The following is a 25,279-nucleotide window of genomic DNA, read 5'->3' as shown; positions in this document are numbered from 1 at the left end:
CACACGAATGGGGGGCGTGGGAAGCGGGACACGCCCGCCGGACCACACGGAGCCGGGCATGTTCTGTCTGGTTCTGCACTCGCACCTGCCCTGGCTCGCCCATCACGGCCGCTGGCCCGTCGGAGAGGAGTGGCTGTACCAATCGTGGGCCGCGTCGTACCTTCCTCTCACGGCCATGTTGCGGCGACTGTCCGACGAAGGCCGCTCCCATCTCCTGACTCTGGGGATCACCCCGGTCCTCGCCGCGCAACTCGATGATCCGCACTGCCTGACGGGCATGCATCACTGGCTGGGGAATTGGCAGATCCGAGCTCACGAAGCTGCCGGAATGCCCGATGACGCACACCGCGCTCTCGGCGCCCGGGAGCACCGCGCCTCCGCCGACGCCCTCACCGATTTCGAACTGCGGTGGCGGCACGGTGGTTCGCCCGTCCTACGCGATCTCCTCGATCGGGAAGCCTTCGAGCTTCTCGGCGGCCCCCTCGCCCACCCGTTCCAGCCGCTGCTCGACCCACGACTGCGCGAGTTCTCCTTGAAGGAGGGACTCGCCGACGCGAAGAACAGGTGGAACACCACACCCACGGGCATCTGGGGTCCCGAATGCGCCTACACCCCGGGCATGGAGATCGGCTACGCCGAGGCGGGGGTCACCCACTTCATGGTCGACGGTCCCGCCCTGCGCGGGGACACCTCCCTCGGCCGGCCGGTCCGAGACTCCGACGTGGTCGCATTCGGCCGCGACCTGCAGGTCAGTTACCGGGTGTGGTCGCCGAAGTCGGGTTACCCCGGCCATGGCGCCTACCGGGACTTCCACACCTACGACCATGCCACCGGACTGAAGCCCGCCAGGGTCACCGGCCGCACGGTGGACTCGGCGGACAAGGCGCCGTACGACCCGGAACTGGCGTCCGCCGCCGTCGACCGGCACGTCGCCGACTTCGTTTCCACGATCCGCAGGCGACTGCGCGGAGAGGCCGAGCGAATCGGGCGCCCAGCGGTCGTCGTCGCGGCCTTCGATACCGAGTTGTTCGGGCACTGGTGGCACGAAGGCCCCGAGTGGCTCGAGAAGGTGCTGCGCGCTCTCCCCGAGGCGGGCATCCGGGTCGGCACCCTCGAGGACGCCCGCACCCAGGGATACGTCGGTGCGCCGGTCCCCCTGGAGAACTCGTCGTGGGGGTCCGGCAAGGACTGGCGGGTGTGGGCGGGCGAGAAGGTGTCCGATCTGGTGGCACTCAACTCCGAGGTGGTCGCGGCCGCACTGGACACGGTCGACAAAGCCCGTAGCCTCGGTTCTGCACCCGGAAGACCCGAACTCCGCAACCGCATCAACGATCAGATTCTGCGAGAGGCACTCATGACGGTGTCGAGCGACTGGGCATTCATGGTCAGCAAGGACTCTGCGGCGGAGTATGCGCGCGACCGGGCACACAAGCACGCGCACGCGATGCGCGAAATCGCGGCCGCGGTGGCTGCGGGCAACGACGCGTCGGCGGCGCGCCTCGCGGCCGGATGGAACGCGGCCGACGGCCTGTTCCCCGGCCTTGACGCCCGGCGCCTGCCTGTCCGTTCCGCAGCACCGGCGGTCGGCGTCTCGGGAGTGACCTCGTGAAAATCCTCATCGTGTCGTGGGAGTACCCGCCCGTGGTCGTGGGCGGCCTCGGCCGCCACGTGCACCACCTCGCGACCGCTCTTGCCGCCGCCGGCCACGAGGTGGTGGTGCTGTCGCGGCGGCCGTCGGGAACCGATGCGTCCACACACCCCACCGTCACCCACATCGAAGAAGGCGTACTCGTCGTCGCCGTCGCCGAAGATCCGCCGCATTTCGTGTTCGGCGAGGACATGCTGGCGTGGACACTCGCGATGGGGCATGCCATGGTGCGGGCCGGCGTCGCCCTGCACAAGCCGGGTGTCGGAGAAGGCTGGCAGCCCGACGTGGTGCATGCCCACGACTGGCTGGTGGCGCATCCGGCCATCGCACTCGCCGAATTCTACGATGTCCCTTTGGTATCCACGTTGCACGCCACCGAAGCCGGCCGCCACAGCGGCTGGGTGTCGGGCCGCATCAACCGTCAGGTGCATTCGGTCGAATGGTGGCTGGCCAACGATTCCGATGCGCTCATCACCTGCTCAGCATCGATGCAGGATGAGGTGACCACCCTCTACGGGCCGCAACTCCCGCCGATCACTGTGATACGCAACGGGATCGACGTGACCACGTGGAATTTCCGTCGACGCGCGCCGCGATCGGGTCCACCCAAACTGTTGTTCGTCGGCCGCCTCGAGTACGAGAAGGGGGTGCAGGATGCGATCGCCGCGCTTCCCCGTATCCGCCGGAGTCACCCGGGGACCACACTGTCGATCGCGGGTGAGGGCACCCAGTTCACCTGGCTCTATCAGCAGGCCCGCACTCACCGAGTTGCCCGCGCCGTCAACTTCCTCGGCAATCTCGACCACTCCGAACTGCTGAGCTGGCTGCACGGCGCCGATGCCATCGTGCTCCCCAGCCGCTACGAGCCGTTCGGCATCATCGCGCTCGAGGCTGCCGCCTCCGGAACTCCGCTGGTAACGTCTACCGCCGGCGGTCTCGGCGAGGCGGTCGTCGACGGAGTGACCGGCATGTCCTTCCTCCCCGGCGATGTCACGGGACTCACCTCCGCGGTTCGGGAGGTCCTCGACGATCCGGCGGCGGCGCAGCAACGAGCAGTGGCCGCCCGCGACCGTCTCACCGCGGATTTCGACTGGCGCACAGTGGCCGAGGACACGGCGCACGTGTACGCCGGCGCCAAACGCCGCGTGCGACATCCCTTGGCGCGCCCGGTTATTCCCGAGCGCCCCCTGCCCGGACGCTGAGCCGCCGGGGCGAAAGTACCGCCGGACGCCTCCAGCGCGCCGAACGGTACATTCGCCTCACTCACGGACACGGCGAATCCGGATCGGACCGCGCACCGAGTCCGGATCCACCACCTCACCCCGCTGGGTGATCTCGACTTCCCCTGCCGCGACAAGGCGTCGGGCGGCCTGGCGCACCGGCTCCATGAGAGGTCGCCACTCGTCGGGGGCGATCGCGCGGGCCACATCCGACGGGCAGATACTCGAATCCGCAGCCCGCGCATACAGCAGCTCGCGGATACGATCCTCGAGTTCGCGGTCCGAGACGCCCATGGGTCGACTATGCCACCCGGCTCAGCCCTCCCGGGCCGCCTTCTTGCGGGCAATGTCCTCGAGTGCGGCGATGTACTTGGCCCGCTCCTCGGCGCCGGCCTCCCACTCGGCCCTGCGATTCTTCACGGCCTTCGCGGGCGATCCCACTGCGATGCTGAAATCAGGGATGTCGCCCTTGACGACGGCGTGGGCGCCGAGCACGCAACCGCGTCCCACCCGGGTGTTGCGGAGCACCGTGACCTTCGCAGCCACCCAGGTATCGGGACCGATGCGTACCGGGCCCTTCACGATGCCCTGATCCTTGATGGGCACGTTGATGTCGTCCATGCGGTGATCGAAGTCGGTGATGTAGCACCAGTCGGCGACGAGCGTGGACGCTCCGATCTCGATGTCGAGGTACGTATTGACCACGTTGTCCTTGCCGAACACCACCTTGTCGCCGATGCGCAGCGACCCCTCGTGGCACCGGATCGCGTTGCCGTCACCGATGTGGACCCAGCGACCGATCTCGAGGCGGGACAGATCCGGAGTCGAGTGGATCTCCACGCGCTTGCCGAGGAACACCATGCCCCGCAGGATCACGTGCGGGTTGGCGAGCTTGAACTTGGCCAGCCGGTAGTACCGCACCAGGTACCACGGGGTGTACGCCTTGTTCGCCAGCACCCAGCGCAGCGAGTCGAGGGTCAGGAAGCGGGCCTGCTCGCTGTCCTTCCGCCGGGATCCCTTCCACCTCGTACGCAACGGTGCGCCCCACATGCTCGTCATAGCCCGTCAGCCTACGTTCACCCGCCGGAGCCGTGCGCGGGTGTGTCCGGACACCGACACCGTTCGGGGTGTGCCGATCGTGCGTGCCTCGGCGGGATAGTCTCTGGGCCGAGCGTTTGTCGAAAACTGAGGAGATGTAATGCGGCGGGTCCTACGTTCGTCAGTACTGGCGCTGGCGACGATCTCGGCTGTCGTCCTCAGCGGCTGCGGGGGCGGGGCGCACGTCGACGACATCTTCTCCGCGGGTGGGTGGCCGGGGATGCATGCGGACGCCCGCAACAGTGACACCAGTCCGGTGACCGGGTCGCGCGACATCGCACTCGCGTGGTCGCGGCCCCTCGGTGGGCCGGTGGCGAACTACGCATCCGTGGCGGCAAGCGGCCAGATCTTCCTCACCGCTCGCACCGAGAAGGGGTGCAATCTCTTCTCCTTCCAGATGGAGAGCGGCCGCAAACGCTGGTGCCGCCAGCTTGCCCCCGGAGTCGTGGCGTCCACCCCGGTGGTCGACGGCGCCGCCAATGTCTACGTGGGCGAGAACGGGGCCATGAACTCGTTCAACGAACACGGCCAGTTACGTTGGCGCACACCGGTGGTCGGAACGCCGCTGTCGGCACAATTCACGGGCGACGGCAACCTCCTGTTCATCACCCAGCTCGGGCAGATCAGCGTGCTGGATCCGCAGACCGGGCAGAAAGTGGTGGCGTCGTACGACCTCATCCCACCGCCGTCCGTCGCCGACGGCGCGAACGTGAACATCCTTCCCGACGACAAGGGCCTCAGCGGCTGCTTCTTCGGCTCCCCCGACTGCCCGGTGGCCAACATGCCGGCCATCGACCTGGCGTCCGGCACGTTCTACTTCACGTTCTATGCGCCCGGCGCGACCGAGGCGGACCTCGTCGCGATGAAATACTCCGGCGGCGACAATCCCACGATCAGCCAGGAGTGGTCCAGCGACACCCTGCCGGGGGGCAGCGCATCGAGTCCCGATCTGTCGGCTGACGGTTCCGTCGTGTACATCAACGACAACTGGGGCACGGTGTGGGCGATCGACGCTGCGACCGGTGATCCGAAGTGGAGTTACGACATCGGGTACGCCGCAGCGGGTAGCCCGTCGACGTCCGCGGACGGTCTGATCATTCCCGCGGGTGGACTCGACGGCCATCTCCTTGCACTGCAGGACAAGGGCGACCACGCAGAACTCGCCTGGGAGCGCAGGGATCTACGGCATTGGGGAGTCCCCGCCCAGACGGCCGGATCCACCGGCTACTCGGTGGTCCGCGAGGGTGTGGACGGACTGGCGATGCTCACGTTCGACACCTCCACCGGCGAAACGCTCGATCAGGACACCTTGCCGGGAGCCAAGGGATTCACGGTCGGCACGTCTATCGGCCCTGAGGGCGAAGTCCTCACTCCGACGCTGCTCGGTGAGCTGTTCGTCCTCCGCTGACCCCGTGAGTACTTGTTAACATCCCGTAGTTGACAAGTACTCACGGGTGCGGAGCGCAGATAAAGGCGACGCCCGATCGGCCGATCCGCGTGATCACCACACTGAGCGAACGGCTTCCGCGGAGCTTCAACTTGGGACGCAGCACGGCCGGATCGACGTCGACGCCGCGCACGAGGATCTCCGCCGCACCGCAGTCGTGGCGGGCGAGCTCCTGCCGCAGCGACTTCTCCGAATATTTCACCTGCTCGAGAATCCGAAAGCCCCGCACGCCCGCGGGAACCGAATCGCCCGTGAGATAAGCGATCCGAGGATCGAGTTGCCACAGTCCGTGCCGGGCGGCGTAGTGCCGCACCAAACCCGCCCGGACCACAGCGCCGTCAGGATCGACGATCCACTCCCCCGGCGCGCGTTCGGGGATGTCGTCGTCCTCGGCGTCCGTCACCGTCCACACCGCGCCTCCGGAGTCGAGGACGCTTGCCCGGCGAGTGACTCCGGCGCCCGACAGTCCGGCCGACCACAGGCACGCCTCACGGACGCCACCGTCGAGGGACACGACCTCGACCTCGCCTTCCCAGTCGAGCCGATCGAAATCGAGGCCGGGAGCGCACTTCACCGCGAGATCACGGCCTCGGTACGCGTCGATGAGGTCGGGTAGTGGCGGCTCGAGAGCAGCGGGATCATGTGTGCGCCTGCCACCCGACCGCCGCGCCGGATCTGCGAGCACGACGGTGTCGCGGGTACACGGCACCAATGCGTCTGCGCGCACGATCGCCGCAGCGGGAACATTGTGCCGGGCCATGAGCAGCCGGACGGGATCGATGTCGCTGCCGACCACCGTATTGGCCGTCCCGATGACAGCTGCGAGTTCCGCACCGATCGAGCAGGTGACGTCGTGAACGTTCCGCTCTGCCAGGCGCGTCGCGCGGTGAGCTGCCACGGCACGCGGAGTCGCCTGTTGCAGTGCATCATCGGTGAAGAGCCAGTGCTCGCTGCCGGGCAACTTGACCGAGGCCTTGCGCCGCAACAGCACCGTCTCCACCAGCATGGCCACCCGAGAGCCGAAACGCGAACGCGCCCGGACGATATCGGCCAGGCGCGTCGACGTGGTCAGCGCAAGTTCGTCTACCTCGGCGAGAGCTGCTGCGCCTGCAGCACTCTGCAGGAACTCCACGTCTTCGGGAGTGAACGCATAGCCCAATTCAGTTGCCGGGCTTCACGCCGGTGATCATGACGTTGTAGAAGAAGCCGCGCGGCACCACATGGCGGAGGATCTTCTCGTCGACCCAGCTGAGCGTCTTCCATCCGGTGAACGCGAAACGGCCCCAGCCCCAGCCCAACTTCTCCGGCGGAACAGCGGCCTCGAAGGTGCGGACGGGCCACCCGAGCAGGGCGGCTGCGAACTCCTCGGTGGCGGCGTGCACCTGCGCGGCGCCCGCGGACTCGGCGATCTTCTCGAGATCACTCGGATCGAACGTGTGGAGATCGACGACGGCTTCCAGTGCCGCAGCGCGGGAGGATTCGTCCAGTTCCGCCTGCGGGCGACGCCAATCGGCAAGGAAGGGCAGCTTGGTGACACGCGTCGTGGTCTCCCACGTGACGCGGCCGAGCCAGCGGGCGTAGAAGTTGCCGATGGTGGTGGGCTCGCCGGCGAACACGAAGCGCCCACCGGGCTTCAGCACCCGCAGTACCTCGCGGAGCGACTGCTCCACATCCGGGATGTGATGTAGCACAGCGTGCCCGACCACGAGGTCGAACGTGTTGTCGTCGTACGGAATCGTTTCGGCGTCGGCGACACGACCGTCGACGGGCAACCCGAGACCCTCGGCGTTGCGCAATGCCACCTTGACCATGCCTGGCGAGAGGTCGGTCACCGAACCGGTCTTCGCGACCCCGCCCTGCATCAGATTGAGAAGGAAGAAGCCGGTACCGCAGCCCAGTTCGAGCGCCCGCTCGTACGGAAGGGGCTGATCTCCCGCGACGGCGTCGAAGCGACCCCGCGCATAGTCGATACACCGCTCGTCGTACGAGATGGACCACTTCTCGTCGTACGTCTCGGCTTCCCAGTCGTGGTAGAGCACCTGGGCGAGTTTGGTGTCCTTCAGCGCCGCCTCGACCTCTTCGGCGGTGGCGTGCGGATGAGGAGCGGGGTCGTCGTGGGCGCTAGCAGTCATGCGGCAAATCCTACTCGCTGGTAAGAGTGAACAGGTTCTAGTTTTCCCGGGCTCAGACTACTCGCCGGTGAACTGAGCCTTACCGGGGCCGTTCTCGATGAACGATTCCATCCCGATCGTGCGGTCCTGGGTGGCGAAGAGGGACGCGAACAGCTGGCGCTCGACCGCCAGTCCGCTGTGCAGGTCGACGTCCAATCCCTGGTCGATGGCAGCTTTCGCCGCGGCAAGCGCGCGGCCGGCGCCCTTCGTGAACTGGGACGCCCATCGTCGAGCTGCCTCGTACACGTCGTCGGGCGCCACCACCTCGTCGACCAGACCGATCGCCAGCGCCTCGTCGGCGTTGACGAAGCGCCCGGTGAACACCAGGTCTTTCGCTTTCGAGGGACCGATCAGCCGAGCGAGACGCTGAGTGCCGCCGCCACCGGGAATGATGCCGAGAAGGATCTCGGGGACACCGAGCTTGGCGTTGTCGCCGGCGATCCGCCGGTCCGCCGAGAGTGCGACCTCGAGGCCGCCGCCGAGCGCATACCCCGTGATCGCGGCGACGGTCGGCTTGGGAATCTCCGAGACCGCGGCCAGGTCCGATTGCAGATCGGTGATGACATCCGCCATCTGGCCGAAGCTCATCTCGGCCATTTCCTTGACGTCGGCGCCTGCGGCGAACACCTTCTCTCCGCCGTACACGATCACTGCCTTGACGTCGGGATGCACCGTCGCTTCCCGTGCGGCGGCCCGCAACTCCTGTTGCACCTGCCGATTCAGTGCATTCATCGGGGGACGCGCGAGTCGAATGGTGCCGATGCCTTCGGAAACCTCGAGAGTGACGAATTCAGCCATGAGGCAAGAGGCTACTTGCTCCGCTCGGCCGACTCGGCGCGACCCGGCGGTGTCCGCTTCCGTCCCCGCACCGACCACGGGTGCGGGCCTGCCTCGTAATAACCGTCCTGCCCGGGAAACTCGACCCGAATCGTTTCCTCGTCCGTGATGAGGATCGGCAGGATCACCGGGATCTCCGGCTCCGCGGCGAGGACCTCTGCCACCGAATCGAAGTTCTGTAATGCCGTCAGCTGACTCCACGTGGGTGGGAGCAGGACGCTGCCGCCCCCCTTCCATGCGTCCAGGGCCGCCGCGGGGCTCAGCCACGTCACTTCCTCGGCTTCGGACGTGGCCCCGTCCGCGATCTGCCCGTCGGGAGCCGCCGCGACGAAGAACCGGGTGTCGTAACGCCGCCCTTCGCCGATCGGCGTGATCCAGTTCGCCCAGGGGCGCAGGAGGTCGGCTCTGAGCACGAGTTCCTCACGCGCCAGGAACTCACCGAAAGAAAGTTCACGTCGTTCGAGCGCAATGCGCGCCTGCGCGTAGTGCGACGTGTCGGCCACTACCGTGTCCGTGCTTCCGCCCGCGAGCAGCACGCCACATTCCTCGAACGTTTCACGTACCGCCGCGCACACCAGAGCCTTCGCCCGGGCGGGGTCGGTGGAGAAACGTTCGGCCCACCACTCGACCGGAGGTCCGGCCCACTGCACGTCCGCCACGGCATCCGACGGGTCGACACCGCCTCCCGGAAACACCGTCATACCTCCGGCGAACGCCATGCCCTTGACGCGGCGCAGGAGGAAAACCTCGATGCCGCCCCCCGCGAGTTCCGGTGTTGCATCCCTGATCAGGATGACCGTCGACGCGTCCTTCGGTGACACGTCGACTGCCGCCTGTTCTTGCTTCGAGACCATGATCTTGGAACCTACGCCTCCGGTGATGTGCGTCGCACCGGCACCCCACTGGAACAGGTGCCCGTTTCGACCCTCACGCTCGGTGGGCGCCCGGGATCCGGCTGCGCCGCGCGAAGTACCGTCCATCGACCTTGTCGAGGCTGATGGACTGGCTGAAGGCCTCACTGAGGTTCTCCGACGTGATCACGTCATCGAGCAGCCCCTGCGACACCACCCGGCCCTCGTTCAGGAGCAGCGCGTGGGTGAAGCCGGGTGGGATCTCCTCGACGTGGTGGGTGATGAGAACGGTTGCGGGAGCGTCGGGATCTGCAGCCAGGTCGGTCAGTCGCGCGACGAGTTCCTCTCGCCCGCCGAGGTCGAGTCCGGCGGCGGGTTCGTCGAGGAGGAGAAGTTCGGGGTCGGTCATCAGTGCACGGGCGATGAGCACGCGCTTGCGCTCCCCCTCGGACAGGGTGCCGTAGCTGCGATGGGCCAGGTGCTCGGCCCCGAGACTTTCGAGCATCTCGACCGCCCGCTCGGTATCCATGTCTTCGTACCGCTCCCGCCAGCGACCGAGTACGGCGTAGCCGGCGGACACGACGAGATCGCTCACCACCTCCTCGGCAGGCACCCGGTTCGCCAGCGCCGACGACGACAGCCCGATCCGCGGTCGTAGCTCGTTGATGTCGACTCGCCCGAGCCGCTCCCCCAGAAGGTGGGCGCTACCGCTCGTCGGATGCAATTCGGCAGCCGCGATGCGGAGCAACGAGGTCTTGCCGGCTCCGTTCGGGCCGAGGACCACCCATCGCTCGTCGAGCTCCACTTTCCAGGACACCGGCCCCACGAGAGTGTTACCCCCGCGCCGGAGGAGGACGTCGTCGAAATCGATGAGGAGATCAGGATCAGGTTGATGCACGGATCCATCTTCCCGCACATCTTCGGCGCATTCGCGGCAGGATCAGTTACGTGTCGTCTCACATCGATTCACGTGCCGGCGAGCGAGCGTCGTTCCCGCCGAGCCTGCGCCTGCCCGGATCGCCGTTTCCCCTGGGAGCACACGTGCGAGGCACCGGCACCCAGTTCTCGGTCCACGCTCCGGACGCGGAGCTGGTACAGGTGTGCCTGATTTCTCCGGACGGTGCGGAGACACGAATCGACCTTGTGCAGCGGACCTACGGAATCTGGCACGGGGTGGTGGACGGCGTCGGTCCCGGCCAGCGCTACGGCTACCGGGTGCACGGAGAGTGGAACCCCCGCGCGGGAGTCCGGATGAACCCGGCCAAACTCCTCGTCGACCCGTGGGCGAAACGCGTTACCGGCGGGATCGGCGACCACCGTGCCCTGATCTCGCATGCCGGAGACCCGTTCGGCGAACCTTCGCAGCTCGACAGCCTCGGCCACGCGCCGCTGTCCGTGGTCACGCCCGCCGCCCCCCGGACCACCGGTCCCAGGATCGAAAGGCCCTGGGAGGAAACCGTCCTCTACGAACTGCACGTCGGCGCGTACACCGCCCGACATCGGGGCGTCCCTCCCCAGTACCGCGGCACGTATCTGGGGCTGGCGGAGCCCGCCGTCATCGGTCATCTCGTTCGACTCGGGGTGACCGCGGTCGAGCTACTTCCGGTACATGCACACCTGACCGAGCAGACGGTGCGTGAACGGGGAATGCGTAACCACTGGGGCTATTCGACAGCGTCGTTCTTCGCGCCCCATCCCGGTTACGCGGCCGTGGCCGGCGAGGAGATCGCCGAATTCCACACCATGGTCGACGCCCTGCACGCTGCCGGAATCGAGGTGATCCTCGACGTCGTCTACAACCACACGTGCGAAGAGGGCGTCGACGGGATCAGCCTCAGCTGGCGTGGTCTCGACGCCCCGGGCTACTACCTTCTCGATGCCGACGGCCGCGACGTCGACCTCACGGGATGCGGCAACACGGTGGACGCGCACTCCCCCATCGTCGTCCGGATGATCTGCGACAGCCTTCGGTACTGGGCACACGACATGGGGGTCGACGGCTTCCGTTTCGACCTGGCTTCCGCCCTCGGCCGACCCGGAGGAGGCCGATTCGACTCTCGCGCTTCGGTGTTTTCCGCCATCACCGCGGATCCTGTTCTGTCCCGCTGCAAACTCATCGCCGAACCCTGGGACGCCACGTCCGATGGTTACCGGGTCGGGCACTTCGGCGCCCAGTGGTCGGAGTGGAACGACCGATACCGCGATACTGTCCGCCGCTTCTGGAATGGCAACACCGGCGTTCGCGAACTGGCCTCCAGAGTGGCCGGCTCGGAGGACCTGTTCCACAGTCGCCGGCCCTGGGCCTCCATCAACTTCGTGACCGCACACGACGGCTTCACCGCGGCGGACCTCGTCGCGTACCGGCGCAAGCACAACGAAGCGAACGGGGAGGACAACCGGGACGGCGCCGATCACAACGACTCCGTCAACCACGGCGTGGAAGGCCCCACCGACGACCCGTCGATCACCGACGCCCGCAAGCGTCATGTCCGCGCTCTGCTGGCCACCCTCGCCCTCTCCACGGGCACCCCGATGTTCACGGCAGGCGACGAATTCGGCCATTCGCTGGGCGGGAACAACAACGCGTACTGTGTCCCCGCCGACACTGCGCGCGAGGATTCCTGGGCGCTCGACTGGAGCACCGGTGACCGGACGCTCACCGCGTTCGTCACGCGCGCTCTCGATCTGCGCCGTGCGTCCCCCGCACTGCGGCAACCGGAATTCTTCGAAGGACGGCATACTCCCACCGGTCACCCTGACCTCGTGTGGTTCGGCGCCGACGGTGCGGAGATGGATGACGATGCGTGGCACGACGACTCACGCCGCACCCTGCAGGCATGGATCGACGGGTCCGACATCCGGTCCCACACCGAGGACGGATTTCAGCTCACCGACGACAACTGGCTTCTCGTCTTCCACTCCGGCGGACCGGTCGAGGTGGCATTGGGCAGCCCCGACTGGTTCTACGGAATCCTGCTCGCCGAATTCGATTCCAACTCCCCTGACGGCGCGCCGGAACCGGGTGGCCCCATTTCGGGAGACTCGACGATCAGACTGTCCGGACCCGGGCTGCTCGTCTTCCGAGCGGTCGGATAGAGACCGCCGGCGCGCATCATCAACTGGATCAGCGGACCGATCCCCAGCGCGTAGACCACGGTCCCCACTCCCACGGTGCCGCCGAGCAGCCACCCGGTGACCAGCACCGCAACTTCGATCGACGTCCGAATGAGGCGCACGGACAATCCGCTTCGTCGTATCAGACCGGTCATCAGTCCGTCCCGCGGTCCCGTACCCATACCGGCGCCGATATACAGCACGGTCGCCAGAGCGTTGAGCACGACACCACCGACCATCATCGCCACCTGCACGGCCGGCGACCCGACGGGCCGGAGAAACACCAGTGAAGTGTCCACGGACACCGCAATGACCACAACGTTGGCGATCGTGCCGAAACCCGGCTTCTGACGCAGCGGAATCCAGAGCAGCAGAACACCGGCACCGGTGAGGGCGGTCACGGCGCCGAAACTGAGCGACGTGCGGCCCGCGACGCCCTGATGGAATACATCCCACGGATCGAGGCCGAGGCCGGCGGTAATCATCATGGCCATCGAGAAGCCGTACAACCAGAGTCCGGCGAAGAGCGTGATCACGCGTCGAGCGAGCATGGGGGCCAGTGTTCCGCGATTGTTCCCGGCGTCCCATAGCCAAGCCGCGGGCACTGGACCCGCCGCGGCTCACAGGGCGGCGATCACCGTCACGGATCCGGGAGCCACCTCGGTGAAACCGGCATCGCGCACCGCGACCGCATGCCCCGCGGACTCGAGCTCGCGCAACGCCGTCCACCTCGCCGCATCGGCGTCACGGACGGCGCAGCGGTAACCCGTATCCGCCCAGTGCCTCGCATCTTCGACGCTCATCGCTCCCGCGAGCAGCATCGACGCGTGGCCCACTTGTGCAGCGGCCTTCCCGACGGTCATGTCCAGGGTCGAGTCGATCCACAGCACGGGTGTCCCGTCGGGCGCCGGGCCGGGGTCGTCGTGCTCGAGGTCGGTTCCGCCGATCTGCAGCTTCTTGATGCGCGGGTCGAGCGCACCGACCGCGACGGGGACGAGTGCCCGCGCCTCGGCGCCGTCGACCTCCACGGTGATGCCGTCCACCTCCTGCGCGGCGCGCCACTGCGCACCGCGAGCCCGGCGCGACACCTTGCGGATGCGAGACCCCACCCATGCGAGGTAGTCGGAGCGCCAAGGGCCCGGTTGCCCGTCTGCATCGACGCCGACCCGTGGGTCGAGGCACAGCGCCACCGACGCCGTCGCGGCCGCCGCCAGCACCGCACTACGCGCAGGCGGGTTCGACTTCGGGATGTGTAAAACGATCGGCATCGCGAGGACCAGGGCAGGATCCTCGGGATCGGGTCGTCCACCGTAACCGGCCGCGAGGACCGCGTGGCGTGCCTCCCACAGCGCGGCGTCGCCGGCGATCGCGGCTGCACACGGTTCCGTCACGACAGGGGAACTCGTCTCACCACGCCGTCCACGGCGTCGGCGGCTTCGACCTCGTCCCGAGTGACGCCGAGGATGAACAGTACGGCGTCGAGGAAGGGATGCGAGAGCGCCGTGTCGGCGACCTCACGCAACGCCGGCTTCGCGTTGAAGGCGATACCGAGACCGGCGGCATTGAGCATGTCGATGTCGTTGGCGCCGTCACCGACCGCGACCGTCTGCTCCATCGGCACGCCCACCTGGGCCGCGAACTTCCGCAGCGCCGTCGCCTTGGCGGCCCGGTCGACGATGTCGCCCACGACTCGTCCGGTGAGCTTGCCGTCCACAATTTCGAGAGTATTGGCTTGAACGAAGTCGAGCTCCAGTTCGTGAGCGAGCCCCTCGATCACCTGACGGAAGCCACCCGACACCACCCCGCAGTGGAATCCGAGGCGTCGCAACGTGCGAATGGTGGTCCGGGCACCCGGCGTCAGTTCGAGGCCCTCGGCGACGTCGTCGATCACGGAGGCGTCGAGACCGGCGAGCGTCGCGACCCGCTGGTGCAGCGACTCCGTGAAGTCGATCTCGCCGCGCATCGCCGATTCGGTGACCGCACGGACTTCGTCCTCGACCCCGGCTCGCGCTGCGAGCATCTCGATGACCTCGCCTTGGACCAGGGTCGAGTCGACGTCGAAGACGATGAGCCGCTTGGCCCGGCGCGCAAGCCCACCCCGCTCGACCGCGATGTCGACGCTTTCCGCCACAGCAACCTCGGCCAGCACCGTGCGCAGCCGCTTGTCCACCGCCGCCGTCGCGGGAGCACTGACGAGGAGTTCGAGACCGGTCACCGGATAATCGGCGACGCCCCGGATGGAGTCGATGTTGACACTCAGCTTCGCCATCTCACGAGCGACCGATCGCAGGGCCCGCGCGGACACCGGAGAACCGAGAATGACCACCGCGTGCGTGGACAGCGACTGCCGGCCGGGGTCCGCCCCGATCTCGACATCCACCGACATCCCGACGGTGGCCATCGCCTCCTCCAGTTCCTCCTGGAGGGCTTCCCCGTCCTCCGGGCACGCCACGAGCACGCCGAGGGTCAGGCGGCCACGGATCACCACCTGTTCCACATCGAGCAGGCTCACGTCGTGGCGGGAGAGCGCCGCGAAGAGCACCGATGTGACACCGGGGCGGTCGGGCCCCGTGACGGTCACCAGGACAGTCGTGTCAGCTGCGCCCACTACGAACTCCGTTCGTGTTACTCACGCTGGAAAGAACTCCGTTCGTCTCACGTGCGCAGAAGCACGGAAGGTCGTCGTGCTCGCGCAGCTTGTCCGGCACCCATTGTGCCAAGGGAAAGGCCCCGCCCGATGGTGGGGCGGGGCCTTTCGGCAACGATCTGTATCAGCGGCCGGAGTCGGTGCCGGGCTCGCCTTCACCGCTCACGGTGAGCGGTGCGTGGCGTTCCTCCTCCAGGACCGTGCTGGCGTGCTTGCCGCCGTGCCCGGGTCCGACGTGCGCTTCTGCCTTCATCCGCTCCACCATGTGCGGGTAGTGCAGCTCGAACGCAGGACGCTCGGAGCGGATGCGCGGCAGTTCCGTGAAGTTGTGACGCGGCGGCGGGCAGGTGGTGGCCCACTCGAGCGAGTTGCCGTAACCCCACGGGTCGTCGACGGTGACGACCTCGCCGTACCGGTAGCTCTTGAAGACGTTCCAGATGAACGGGAGCGTCGAGGCACCGAGGACGAAGGCGAAGATGGTCGAGAACGAGTTCAGCATGGTGAACCCGTCGGACGGCAGGTAGTCCGCGTACCGGCGCGGCATACCTTCGGCTCCCAGCCAGTGCTGCACGAGGAAGGTGCCGTGGAAGCCGATGAACGTGGTCCAGAAGTGCCACTTGCCGAGGCGTTCGTCCATCATCCGCCCGGTCATCTTCGGGAACCAGAAGTAGATACCGGCGTAGGTGGCGAACACGACCGTGCCGAAGACCACGTAGTGGAAGTGGGCGACCACGAAGTAGCTGTCGGTGACGTGGAAGTCGAGCGGCGGGCTGGCCAGGATGACGCCGGAGAGGCCACCGAAGAGGAAGGTGATCAGGAAGCCGACCGAGAACAGCATCGGCGACTCGAAGGTCAATTGCCCCTTCCACATGGTGCCGATCCAGTTGAAGATCTTCACACCCGTCGGCACCGCGATCAGGAAGGTCATGAACGAGAAGTACGGCAGCAGCACCGCGCCCGTGGCGTACATGTGGTGCGCCCACACGGCGATCGACAGGGCAGCAATCGCGATCGTCGCGTACACCAGACCGCTGTAGCCGAAGATCGGCTTACGGCTGAAGACCGGGAAGATTTCCGAGACGATGCCGAAGAACGGCAGCGCGATGATGTACACCTCGGGGTGACCGAAGAACCAGAACAGGTGCTGCCACAGCAGAACACCACCGGTAGCCGGATCGAAGATGTGGCCGCCGAGGTGACGGTCGACGAACAGACCCAGCAGCGCGGCCGTCAGCAACGGGAACGCCAGCAGGATCAGGATGCTGGTGATGAAGATGTTCCAGGTGAAGATCGGCATGCGGAACATGGTCATACCGGGGGCGCGCAGGCAGATCACCGTGGTGATCATGTTGACGCCACCGAGGATGGTGCCGAGGCCACCGACCGCGAGGCCCATGATCCACAGGTCGGCACCGACACCCGGGGAGTGCAGGGCACTGGTGAGCGGCGTGTACGCCGTCCAGCCGAAGTCGGCCGCGCCGCCCGGAGTGATGAAGCCTGCGGTCGCGATGATGGCGCCGAACAGGTACAGCCAGTAGCTGAAGGCGTTCAGACGCGGGAAGGCAACGTCGGGTGCACCGATCTGCAGCGGCAGGATGTAGTTGGCGAAGCCGAAGACGATCGGGGTCGCGTACAGCAGCAGCATGATCGTGCCGTGCATGGTGAACAGCTGGTTGAACTGCTCGTTCGACAAGAACTGCATACCGGGCACAGCGAGCTCGGCACGCATCATCAGGGCCATCAGACCGCCGATGAGGAAGAAGATGATCGAGGTCGTCAAATACATGATCCCGAGCACCTTGGGGTCGGTGGTCGTGATCATTTTGAAGATGAACGAGCCCTTGGGTCCCTGCCGCGGCGGGTAAGGCCTGGCTGCAGCTATCGCGGGGACTGGCTGGGGCGCTACGGCAGTCACTGATCCTCCTGAATGCGCGTCCGTCCCCGGGCTGCGAGGCGAACGGTCTCTGGCTTGCGCTCATCGAATCGTAGACGGTGCCCCGAGCGGCCTCGGACTCGGTCCTACCTCCTGTCGTACTTACCCCGGCTCAGCGCCCACGGGGGTATCGCCGACCAGCGGATTGTCGGCAGGAGCGTGCTGTTTCTCACCCGAGACGGCGGGTCGCGGATGTCGGCGGGAGAGGCGGGGAGACCACCCGGATTCGGACTTCTCCGGTGCTAAGGTATCGCTCACCTAACTTCTACCAGGAGCTCCACGTGAACATTCTTTCCCGACGCCGCGCCCTGGCCGCCGTCGTCGCTCTCGCGGCCGCGGTCGCCGTCACGTCCTGTTCCAGCAGCGACGACGCGTCCTCCACGGCCGACGCCGCCGCATCGGCGCAGTTCCCCCGCACGGTCGAACACTTCCGCGGCAACACCGAGATTCCCGCGGCACCGCAGCGGGTCGTGGCCCTCGACAACAGCTTCACCGATGCCGTACTCCTCCTCGAGACGCCGCTCGTCGGGTATGTCGACTACCGGGACCCCGGGCTGCCCGACTACCTCGGCAGCACCCGCGACGAGTACGCAGCCGAAGCCGAGTCGGTGGGCAAGGTGAGCACCGCGAGCCTCGAGAAGATCGCCGCACTGCAGCCGGACCTCATCATCTCGGCCGAGGTTCGCGACGGTAAGAACTACGAACAGCTGTCGGCCATTGCGCCGACCATCTTCACCGAGACGACCGGTCCCACGTGGAAGGAGAACATCCGTCTCGTCGGTCAGGCGCTCGGCAAGGAAGAACTCGCCAACGAGAAGATCGCCGCCTACGAGTCGCGCGCCGCGGCCGTCGGTTCCGCCATCAACACCAAGGCGTCGAACCCGGTGGTATCGGTGATCCGATTCGCCGGTGAACCCACCGCCCGCCTCTATCGCACCACCTCCTTCAGCGGCATCGTGCTCGAGGATGCGGGCATTGCCCGGCCCGCCAGCCAGGGACCGGACCCCGCCGACCCGACCAGCATCATGCAGTCGATCAGCCCGGAGTTGCTCAGCGAGGCCGACGGCGACGTCATCTTCGTCAGCACCTGGCAGGATCCGGCGGGAAAGAGCGCCGAAGCCGCCCGCCCCTTCCTCGAAAGCCCGCTGTGGCAGACGCTGCAGGGCCGCAAGGTCGACGTCGACGACGCCCGCTGGATGTCGCCCGTCAGCATCCAGGGCGCGCACCTGATTCTCGACGACCTGTCGGACACGTTCGAGGTCGACAAGCACAGCGGCTAACCTGAACGCGCCCGCTCACACAGGAAGTCGCCGCATTGTCCCTTCGCAGGTTTTCGACCGTCCGCCGCGCGTCCATCGGTCTCGTTGCCGGTGTCGCCGCCTTCGCTCTCGCCGGCTGTTCCCAACCGGCCGACGACGACCCCGCGTCCTCGATCGTCCGGACCACGACGAAGATTGCGGGCGCGGCGGTGGTCGGCATCGAGAGGGACACCACGACGGCGTGCCCGGAGCCGGCACCGGTCGACCCGGAGCTGTCGGGGTCGACGACGCATCGGGTGGTCCATACAACGGGCACGAGTGAGGTGCCCGCCGATCCGCAGCGAATCGTGGTGCTCGACAGTGCCGCGCTGGACGCGGTATGCGCACTCGGTCTGTGGGAACGCGTCGTCGGCGCCACCACGAGCGGCGACGGCGACTCCCCACAGCCGGGGTACCTCGGCACGGGCATCTCCGAACTTCCGAGTGTCGGGCCGGCCGGCGCACCCGACGTCGCCCGGATCGCGCAGGCGGCGCCGGATGTGATCCTCGGTTCGAGTCCGGCCACCGGCGCACTGTACGGCGAACTCTCCCCCATCGCGCCCACCGTGTTCGTCGGTTCCGACCCCGTGTACTGGAAGACGCAGTTCCTCCTCGCGGGCAACGCCCTCGGCCGGGCCGATGCCGCCGCAGCCGCGCTCGAGCGATACCAGGCGGACGCGAAGCAACTCGGCATCGATATCGACGCCGCCCAAACCCAGGCTTCAGTCGTGCGTTTCGGCGCCGACAGTCTGGAGGTGGAGGGACCGGCGGCGTTCGCCGGTCAGGTACTCACCGACGCGGGAGTCCGCAGGCCCGCCTACCAGAACCTCGACGGTGCGGTGACCGAATCGATCGACGATGCCGAACTCGACCGCGCCGAAGGCGATCTCATCTACGCCGTCCTCGTCGGCAAGGACGGCACCGAGCATGCCGAGGAGGTCATGTCCGGGCAAGCGTGGGAAGACCTCGGGGCCGCCGCCGACAGTCGCGTGTTCGCCGTCGAAGGCGAGGTCTGGAACGGCAACGGCCTGGTGGCCGCGCGGGCTGTGCTGACGGATCTCCGGAACACCCTGAACGGATACGCCGGCTAGGAGGACTCGTGCCCGTCCCGGAGTTCGTGGCTGCACTGCGCAGGCATGTCGGACACGCGACGCTGTGGTTGTCGGGAGTGAGCGTCGTCGTCCGCGACGACGACGGGCGGCTACTGCTGACCCGCCGCGCCGACAACGGCCGGTGGGCGGTGGTGTCGGGCGTTCTCGAACCCGGTGAGGAGCCAGGGCCCGCCGCGCTCCGGGAAGTACGCGAAGAGACCGGCGTCGACGCGGAACTGGTGCGCATCACCAGCGTCGATGTGACCGGACCCATCACCTATCCCAACGGCGATGTCGCGCAGTACCTCGACGTGTGCTTCCTCGCGCGTTACATCGGCGGAGCCGCGGCGGTGTCCGACGACGAGAACCTCGAGGTGGCATGGTTTTCCCCGGAGGCAGTGCCGTCCGACCTCACCCCGTCTTCGCGACTGCGACTCGAGAAAGCGCTACAGGACGTGCCGGAGGCATGGTTCCAGCGCTGAACGCAGTTCGCCCAATGTCGCACCGGTGCAGTCGAACTGCGCCGGTGCGGCATTGGGCGAAACTGTTCCTGAGCGGGTCGCTCTAAAAATTCCAGTCTTCGTCTTCGGTGTTGACGGCCTTACCGATGACGTAGGAGCTGCCGGAGCCGGAGAAGAAGTCGTGGTTCTCGTCGGCGTTGGGTGAGAGCGCGGACAGGATGGCCGGGTTGACGTCCGTCTCGTCCTTCGGGAAGAGCCCCTCGTAGCCGAGGTTCATCAACGCTTTGTTGGCGTTGTACCGCAGGAACTTCTTGACGTCCTCGGTGAGACCGACCTCGTCGTAGAGGTCCTGGGTGTAGTCGACCTCGTTGTCGTAGAGCTCGAAGAGTAGCTCGAACGTGTAATTCTTCAGGTCGTCGCGCTCGGCCTCGGTGAGCTGCTCGAGACCCTTCTGGTACTTGTAGCCGATGTAGTACCCGTGCACGGCCTCGTCACGGATGATAAGACGGATGAGGTCGGCGGTGTTGGTGAGCTTGGCGCGCGACGACCAGTACATCGGCAGGTAGAAGCCCGAGTAGAACAGGAAGCTCTCGAGCAGGGTGGACGCCACCTTGCGCTTGAGCGGCTCGTCGCCCTGGTAGTAGTCCATGACGATCTCGGCCTTGCGCTGCAGGTTCGGGTTCTCCTCGGACCAGCGGAAGGCATCGTCGATGTCGCGGGTGGAGCACAGCGTCGAGAAGATCGAGCTGTAGCTCTTGGCGTGCACCGACTCCATGAACGCGATGTTGGTGTACACCGCCTCCTCGTGCGGGGTGATCGCATCGGGGATGAGGCTGACCGCGCCCACGGTGCCCTGAATGGTGTCGAGGAGCGTCAGCCCCGTGAACACCCGCATCGTGAGCTGCTTCTCCTGCGCCGTGAGCGTTCCCCACGACGGAATGTCGTTGGACACCGGGACCTTTTCGGGCAGCCAGAAGTTGCCGACGAGACGGTCCCACACCTCGGCGTCCTTCTCGTCCTGGACGCGGTTCCAGTTGATCGCGGATACGCGACTCACCAGCTTGACCATTGAATCCTCACTTCGTTCGGCTGTGAGTACTTATTAACCGCCGCCGGTTAATAAGTACTCACGGGCGGCGGAGCCGCCTACAGCATGCAGGAAACGCAACCTTCGACCTCGGTGCCTTCGAGGGCCATCTGACGCAGACGGATGTAGTACAGCGTCTTGATCCCCTTGCGCCACGCGTAGATCTGCGCCTTGTTGATGTCGCGGGTGGTGGCGGTGTCCTTGAAGAACAACGTCAGCGACAACCCCTGGTCCACGTGCTGGGTGGCCGCGGCGTAGGTGTCGATGATCTTCTCGTAGCCGATCTCGTACGCGTCCTGGTAGTACTCCAGGTTGTCGTTCGTCAGGTACGGCGCCGGGTAGTAGACGCGGCCGATCTTGCCTTCCTTGCGGATCTCGATCTTCGACGCCACCGGGTGAATGGAGCTGGTGGAGTAGTTGATGTAGGAGATCGACCCGGTGGGCGGGACGGCCTGGAGGTTCTGGTTGTAGATGCCGTGCTTCTGCACGGACGCCTTCAACTCACGCCAGTCGTCCTGGGTGGGGATGTGCACACCGGAGTCGGCGAAGAGTTGACGCACCTTGTCCGTCTTCGGCTCCCACACCTGATCGGTGTACTTGTCGAAGTACTCGCCGGACGCGTACTGCGACTGCGGGAAGCCCTTGAAGTACGTTCCCCGCTCGATGGCAATCCGGTTGGACGCCTGCAGCGCATGGAACACCACGGTGTAGAAGTAGATGTTCGTGAAGTCGATGCCCTCGTCGGAGCCGTAGTAGATCCGCTCCCGCGCCAGGTACCCGTGCAGGTTCATCTGGCCGAGCCCGATGGCGTGAGAGTCGTTGTTGCCCTCCTCGATCGACGGCACCGAGTAGATGTGCGTCTGATCGGACACCGCGGTCAGTCCGCGAATCGCCACCTCGATGGTCCGCGCGAAGTCCGGCGAGTCCATCGTCTTGGCAATGTTCAGCGACCCCAGGTTGCAGGAGATGTCCTTGCCCACCTTGCTGTACGAGAGGTCGTCGTTGAACAGCGACGGCGTCGACACCTGCAGGATTTCGGAGCACAGGTTGGAGTGCGTGATCTTGCCCTCGATGGGGTTGGCCCGGTTCACCGTGTCCTCGAACATGATGTACGGGTAGCCCGACTCGAACTGCAGCTCGGCGATGGTCTGGAAGAACTCGCGCGCCTTGATCTTCGACTTCCGGATCCGCTTGTCGTCGACCATTTCGTAGTACTTCTCGGTGACGTTGATGTCCGCGAACGGAACGCCGTAGATGCGTTCGACGTCGTACGGCGAGAACAAATACATGTCCTCGTTCTTCTTCGCCAGCTCGAAGGTGATGTCCGGGATGACCACGCCGAGGGACAGCGTCTTGATGCGGATCTTCTCGTCGGCGTTCTCACGCTTGGTGTCGAGGAACCGGTAGATGTCCGGATGGTGGGCGTGCAGGTACACCGCACCCGCACCCTGACGCGCCCCGAGCTGGTTGGCGTAGGAGAAGGAGTCTTCGAGGAGCTTCATGATGGGGATGACACCCGAGCTCTGGTTCTCGATTCGCTTGATCGGGGCGCCGTGTTCACGAACATTGGTGAGCAGCAACGCGACTCCGCCGCCGCGCTTGGACAGCTGCAGGGCGGAGTTGATGGAGCGGCCGATCGACTCCATGTTGTCCTCGATGCGGAGGAGGAAGCAGGAGACGGGTTCACCGCGCTGCTTCTTGCCGGAGTTGAGGAACGTGGGGGTGGCGGGCTGGAAGCGTCCGGCGATGATCTCGTCGACCAGCTTGGTGGCCAGGTCCTCGTCGCCTGCTGCAAGGGTGAGCGCCACCATGCACACTCGGTCCTCGAACCGCTCGAGGTAGCGCTTTCCGTCGAACGTCTTGAGCGTGTACGAGGTGTAGTACTTGAAGGCGCCCAGGAAGGTCGGGAAGCGGAACTTCTTGGAATACGCGTGGTCGATCAGGAACTTCACGAAGGCACGCGAGTACTGGTCGAGCACCTCCGGCTCGTAGTAATTCTCCTCGACGAGATAATCGAGCTTCTCGTCGAGGTTGTGGAAGAACACCGTGTTCTGGTTGACATGCTGCAGGAAGTACTGGCGGGCCGCGGCGACATCCTTGTCGAACTGAATCTCGCCGTTCGGCCCGTACAAGTTGAGCATCGCGTTGAGCGCGTGGTAGTCGAGACCGTTCGTCGAGTCCCCACCGCGCGCGTCACGCTCTACGCTCCCCGCATCGATGGTGTCTGTGATGGTCGGCGCCACAGCTCCTGCTCCTTGTCGTCTAAGTGTTCCCAGAATTCACCCAGACCGACCTGCACCCGTTCGACGTCCTCGGCTGTGCCCATGAGTTCGAAGCGGTAGAGGTAGGGAACGTGACACTTCTGAGAAATGATGTTTCCTGCAAAGCAATAGGACTCACCGAAATTGGTGTTTCCCGCCGCGATCACTGCTCGGATCAGCGACCTGTTGTGTGGATTGTTGAGAAATCGGATGACGGGCTTCGGAACGTAACTGGTGTCCCTGCCCATCGCCGTGGTCCCGCCGCCGTACGTGGGGAGGATCAAGACGTAGGGCTCGTGCACCTCGAAGGTGCCGTCGCGGTCGTGGATGGGTATGCGCGTCGCAGGCACCCCGAGCCGCTGAACGAATCGGTGCGTGTTCTCCGAGGCGCTGGAGAAGTACACCAGCGAAGTCATCGGTACTCACCATCTCGAGTGGAACTGTCGGTCAGTGCTGCTCCGGAATCGGTTCGCTCTCGCTCGCGGAGGGTGCGATCGTGTCGCTTCAAGCAGCGTTTGCCGAGAGGGTCTTGATCCGGTCGGGCCGGAAGCCCGACCAGTGGTCGTCACCGGCTACGACCACGGGCGCCTGCAGGTATCCCAGCGCCATCACGTAGTCCCGGGCTTCGGCGTCTTCGGTGATGTCGACGACGGCGTAGTCGATACCCTCCTTGTCGAGGGCCCGGTAGGTGGCATTGCACTGAACGCAAGCGGGCTTGGTGTAGACGGTGATGCTCATGAAGTCCCTCTTTCCACTGCCGAAAATGGAGCTGACGAAGTGTGTGTTCAGCACCCGAGATCTCCCCTGATCGAGAGGACGGTCACCCCAGTGGAGGGGTTCACCGAGCCGATTCCCGTAGTGGTCTCTCAGTGCTCAAGACACTACACCTAGTGGCCGACAGAAACACTTAACCCGAGATGTTGTGAGTCACATCGATGAAATTCCCTGGTCGACTTCCGATGGACGGCAAATTTCGTCATGCCGTCGGCGTGTCGCGCATCACTTTTTCGGCGAGCCTCGGAACGCTCCCGCCGGCAAGGTTCGTACACCCGAGGCTCGAGGAGCCTACGTCACCTGTGAGCAGGCTCCAGCATTCCCCAGCGCACCCCGAGCAGTGGACTGTAGCGGCCCTCATTTCAACCGGATTCCACTCGACCCGCTCGGCGGACGGCGACCTTCGGCCGAGACCCGACTCCCCCCGCAGCCGCGTGTACCCGGCGCCCCCACCTCCACCGCCGCTTGCCGGCCGGTAACTGCCTGGCTCCCGGTACCGTGACCGGATGCCCGTGCACTCCTCCGAGCAACCCGACCGCTGGGCGCCCGTCGTCCACACGGAGCGGGTGACGCCGAACATGCTGAGGATCACCCTGTCTGGTGGTGATCTGACGGAGTTCGAGTCGAGTGGCGTGCCCGACGAGCGCGTATTGCTCGCCTTTCCGCCCGGTGGCGAGGAGCAGAGGAGCTTCACCGTCCGCCGCTGGGACCCGTCGACCTGCGAGATGGACATCGATTTCGCCGTCCACGCGGGCGGCGCTGCGATTCGGTGGGCGCTACAGGCGTCGCCCGGCGATGTTCTGGGGTTCTCGGCCGCCGCCGGTTGGTATTCACCGCCCAGCGATACGGCATGGCAACTTCTCGTCGCCGACATGACCGGTTTACCTGCCGTCGGCCGGATCGTGGAGGAATTGCCCGGTTCGGCGCACGTGCACGTGATCGCCGAGATTACGGCCGCCGAGGATCGGCAGCACTTCACCACCGAGGCCGACGTGACGGTCACCTGGTTGCACGGCAGCGGCAACGGCACCGGACCCAGCAGGCTGGCGGAGGCTGCACGCTCCTGGCCGCGACCCTCCGAGCCGGGATACGTGTGGTTTGCGGGCGAAGCGCGTACATCCCGAGACGTACGCCGCCGCCTGCGCCACGAATTGGGCTGGCCGGCGAATAGATATGACGTCATGGGTTATTGGCGCCCAAACAAGGAGGATTGGGTCGCGCGGTACGAGACGGTCCGTGAGCAGATAGAAGCCGCCAGGGACTCTGCCCTGGCGGCCGGTGAAGACTTCGACGCGGTGCGGGACGCCGTCGACGCAGCCCTCGAGAGATCAGGGCTGTAGC

General features: G+C 66.1%; 22 protein-coding genes. 8 read left to right on the top strand and 14 right to left on the bottom strand.

Features of this window, described 5'->3' with window-relative positions; translation table 11 throughout:
• Nucleotides 1-7: 7 nt before the first annotated feature.
• On the top strand, nt 8-1,609 hold the full coding sequence (locus tag ACH49N_RS00825) for a glycoside hydrolase family 57 protein (protein ID WP_358270767.1): 1,602 nt from the start codon (nt 8-10) through the stop codon (nt 1,607-1,609).
• Nucleotides 1,606-2,850, top strand: coding sequence for a glycosyltransferase family 4 protein (locus ACH49N_RS00820; protein ID WP_159926055.1), 1,245 nt, complete (start codon nt 1,606-1,608; stop codon nt 2,848-2,850). The genes ACH49N_RS00825 and ACH49N_RS00820 overlap by 4 nt, the downstream gene beginning before the upstream one ends.
• Nucleotides 2,851-2,907: 57 nt before the next feature.
• Here the strand turns inward: ACH49N_RS00820 and ACH49N_RS00815 are convergent, their stop codons facing one another.
• Complete coding sequence (locus ACH49N_RS00815) at nt 2,908-3,162, bottom strand: DUF3253 domain-containing protein (protein WP_358270576.1); 255 nt, start codon at nt 3,160-3,162, stop codon at nt 2,908-2,910.
• A gap of 21 nt (nt 3,163-3,183) precedes the next feature.
• Nucleotides 3,184-3,927 carry an acyltransferase gene (locus tag ACH49N_RS00810; protein ID WP_109331088.1) on the bottom strand — a complete coding sequence of 248 codons (744 nt, stop codon included), beginning with the start codon at nt 3,925-3,927 and terminating at the stop codon, nt 3,184-3,186.
• 139 nt (nt 3,928-4,066) lie between these two features.
• Here ACH49N_RS00810 and ACH49N_RS00805 point away from each other — a divergent pair, with 139 nt between their 5' ends.
• Nucleotides 4,067-5,374 carry a PQQ-binding-like beta-propeller repeat protein gene (locus tag ACH49N_RS00805; RefSeq protein ID WP_358270578.1) on the top strand — a complete coding sequence of 436 codons (1,308 nt, stop codon included), beginning with the start codon at nt 4,067-4,069 and terminating at the stop codon, nt 5,372-5,374.
• A gap of 40 nt (nt 5,375-5,414) precedes the next feature.
• On the opposite strand, the gene ACH49N_RS00800 is transcribed toward ACH49N_RS00805, so the two are convergent.
• From ACH49N_RS00800 to ACH49N_RS00780, 5 genes are all read right to left on the bottom strand, one after another.
• Nucleotides 5,415-6,572 (bottom strand): class I SAM-dependent methyltransferase, encoded by a 1,158-nt coding sequence (locus ACH49N_RS00800; RefSeq protein ID WP_358270580.1) that lies wholly within the window; start codon nt 6,570-6,572, stop codon nt 5,415-5,417.
• Nucleotide 6,573: 1 nt separating this feature from the next.
• Complete coding sequence (locus ACH49N_RS00795) at nt 6,574-7,545, bottom strand: class I SAM-dependent methyltransferase (RefSeq protein ID WP_159926045.1); 972 nt, start codon at nt 7,543-7,545, stop codon at nt 6,574-6,576.
• 57 nt (nt 7,546-7,602) lie between these two features.
• Nucleotides 7,603-8,382, bottom strand: coding sequence for an enoyl-CoA hydratase/isomerase family protein (locus ACH49N_RS00790; protein ID WP_159926043.1), 780 nt, complete (start codon nt 8,380-8,382; stop codon nt 7,603-7,605).
• Nucleotides 8,383-8,393: 11 nt separating this feature from the next.
• Nucleotides 8,394-9,275, bottom strand: coding sequence for an NUDIX hydrolase (locus ACH49N_RS00785; RefSeq protein ID WP_358270769.1), 882 nt, complete (start codon nt 9,273-9,275; stop codon nt 8,394-8,396).
• A gap of 73 nt (nt 9,276-9,348) precedes the next feature.
• Nucleotides 9,349-10,170: an ABC transporter ATP-binding protein gene (locus tag ACH49N_RS00780; RefSeq protein WP_159926041.1), complete on the bottom strand. Its 822-nt coding sequence runs from the start codon at nt 10,168-10,170 to the stop codon at nt 9,349-9,351.
• A 50-nt stretch (nt 10,171-10,220) separates the two neighbouring features.
• Between ACH49N_RS00780 and glgX the strand changes: the two genes are divergently transcribed.
• The gene (glgX, locus tag ACH49N_RS00775) at nt 10,221-12,368 is read left to right on the top strand and encodes a glycogen debranching protein GlgX (RefSeq protein ID WP_358270583.1); all 2,148 of its coding nucleotides are present in this window, start codon (nt 10,221-10,223) and stop codon (nt 12,366-12,368) included.
• Between the two features lie 638 nt (nt 12,369-13,006).
• Here the strand turns inward: glgX and ACH49N_RS00770 are convergent.
• The 3 genes from ACH49N_RS00770 to ctaD all read right to left on the bottom strand — a co-directional run bounded on the left by ACH49N_RS00770 (nt 13,007) and on the right by ctaD (nt 16,948).
• Nucleotides 13,007-13,777 (bottom strand): aminoacyl-tRNA hydrolase, encoded by a 771-nt coding sequence (locus tag ACH49N_RS00770; RefSeq protein WP_358270585.1) that lies wholly within the window; start codon nt 13,775-13,777, stop codon nt 13,007-13,009.
• A complete protein-coding gene (serB, locus tag ACH49N_RS00765; protein WP_109331103.1) occupies nt 13,774-14,994 on the bottom strand; it encodes a phosphoserine phosphatase SerB in 1,221 nt (406 codons plus the stop codon). Before serB ends, ACH49N_RS00770 begins: the two co-directional genes overlap by 4 nt.
• 163 nt (nt 14,995-15,157) lie before the next feature.
• Entirely contained in the window at nt 15,158-16,948 is a 1,791-nt protein-coding gene (gene ctaD / locus ACH49N_RS00760; protein WP_109331105.1) for a cytochrome c oxidase subunit I, read from the bottom strand.
• Nucleotides 16,949-17,247: 299 nt separating this feature from the next.
• On the opposite strand from ctaD, the gene ACH49N_RS00755 reads away from it, so the two are divergent.
• Genes ACH49N_RS00755 through ACH49N_RS00745 form a run of 3 tightly spaced genes read left to right on the top strand, consistent with a single transcriptional unit; the run spans nt 17,248 to nt 19,837 of the window.
• Nucleotides 17,248-18,246, top strand: a complete 999-nt coding sequence (locus ACH49N_RS00755) for an iron-siderophore ABC transporter substrate-binding protein (RefSeq protein ID WP_358270587.1) — start codon at nt 17,248-17,250, stop codon at nt 18,244-18,246.
• 35 nt (nt 18,247-18,281) lie between these two features.
• Nucleotides 18,282-19,355, top strand: coding sequence for an ABC transporter substrate-binding protein (locus tag ACH49N_RS00750; RefSeq protein ID WP_358270589.1), 1,074 nt, complete (start codon nt 18,282-18,284; stop codon nt 19,353-19,355).
• Nucleotides 19,356-19,363: 8 nt separating this feature from the next.
• On the top strand, nt 19,364-19,837 hold the full coding sequence (locus ACH49N_RS00745; RefSeq protein ID WP_358270591.1) for an NUDIX domain-containing protein: 474 nt from the start codon (nt 19,364-19,366) through the stop codon (nt 19,835-19,837).
• 82 nt (nt 19,838-19,919) lie between these two features.
• Here ACH49N_RS00745 and nrdF read toward each other — a convergent pair whose 3' ends face one another.
• From nrdF to ACH49N_RS00725, 4 genes are all read right to left on the bottom strand, one after another.
• Nucleotides 19,920-20,885, bottom strand: coding sequence for a class 1b ribonucleoside-diphosphate reductase subunit beta (gene nrdF, locus ACH49N_RS00740; RefSeq protein ID WP_358270593.1), 966 nt, complete (start codon nt 20,883-20,885; stop codon nt 19,920-19,922).
• A gap of 77 nt (nt 20,886-20,962) precedes the next feature.
• Nucleotides 20,963-23,146 (bottom strand): class 1b ribonucleoside-diphosphate reductase subunit alpha, encoded by a 2,184-nt coding sequence (gene nrdE, locus ACH49N_RS00735; protein ID WP_397504355.1) that lies wholly within the window; start codon nt 23,144-23,146, stop codon nt 20,963-20,965.
• Complete coding sequence (gene nrdI / locus ACH49N_RS00730) at nt 23,104-23,580, bottom strand: class Ib ribonucleoside-diphosphate reductase assembly flavoprotein NrdI (protein WP_358270594.1); 477 nt, start codon at nt 23,578-23,580, stop codon at nt 23,104-23,106. Before nrdI ends, nrdE begins: the two co-directional genes overlap by 43 nt.
• Nucleotides 23,581-23,668: 88 nt before the next feature.
• Nucleotides 23,669-23,902 carry a redoxin NrdH gene (locus tag ACH49N_RS00725; protein WP_250765121.1) on the bottom strand — a complete coding sequence of 78 codons (234 nt, stop codon included), beginning with the start codon at nt 23,900-23,902 and terminating at the stop codon, nt 23,669-23,671.
• Between the two features lie 542 nt (nt 23,903-24,444).
• Here ACH49N_RS00725 and ACH49N_RS00720 point away from each other — a divergent pair.
• Entirely contained in the window at nt 24,445-25,278 is an 834-nt protein-coding gene (locus ACH49N_RS00720) for a siderophore-interacting protein (RefSeq protein ID WP_358270596.1), read from the top strand.
• Nucleotide 25,279: the final 1 nt, after the last annotated feature.

It is taken from the genome of Rhodococcus sp. NPDC019647, assembly GCF_044389235.1.
Lineage (GTDB): Bacteria > Actinomycetota > Actinomycetes > Mycobacteriales > Mycobacteriaceae > Rhodococcus_F > Rhodococcus_F oxybenzonivorans.
The sequence above is the reverse complement of the archived record's forward strand: the minus strand, read 5'-3'. Positions and strand labels throughout refer to the sequence as shown.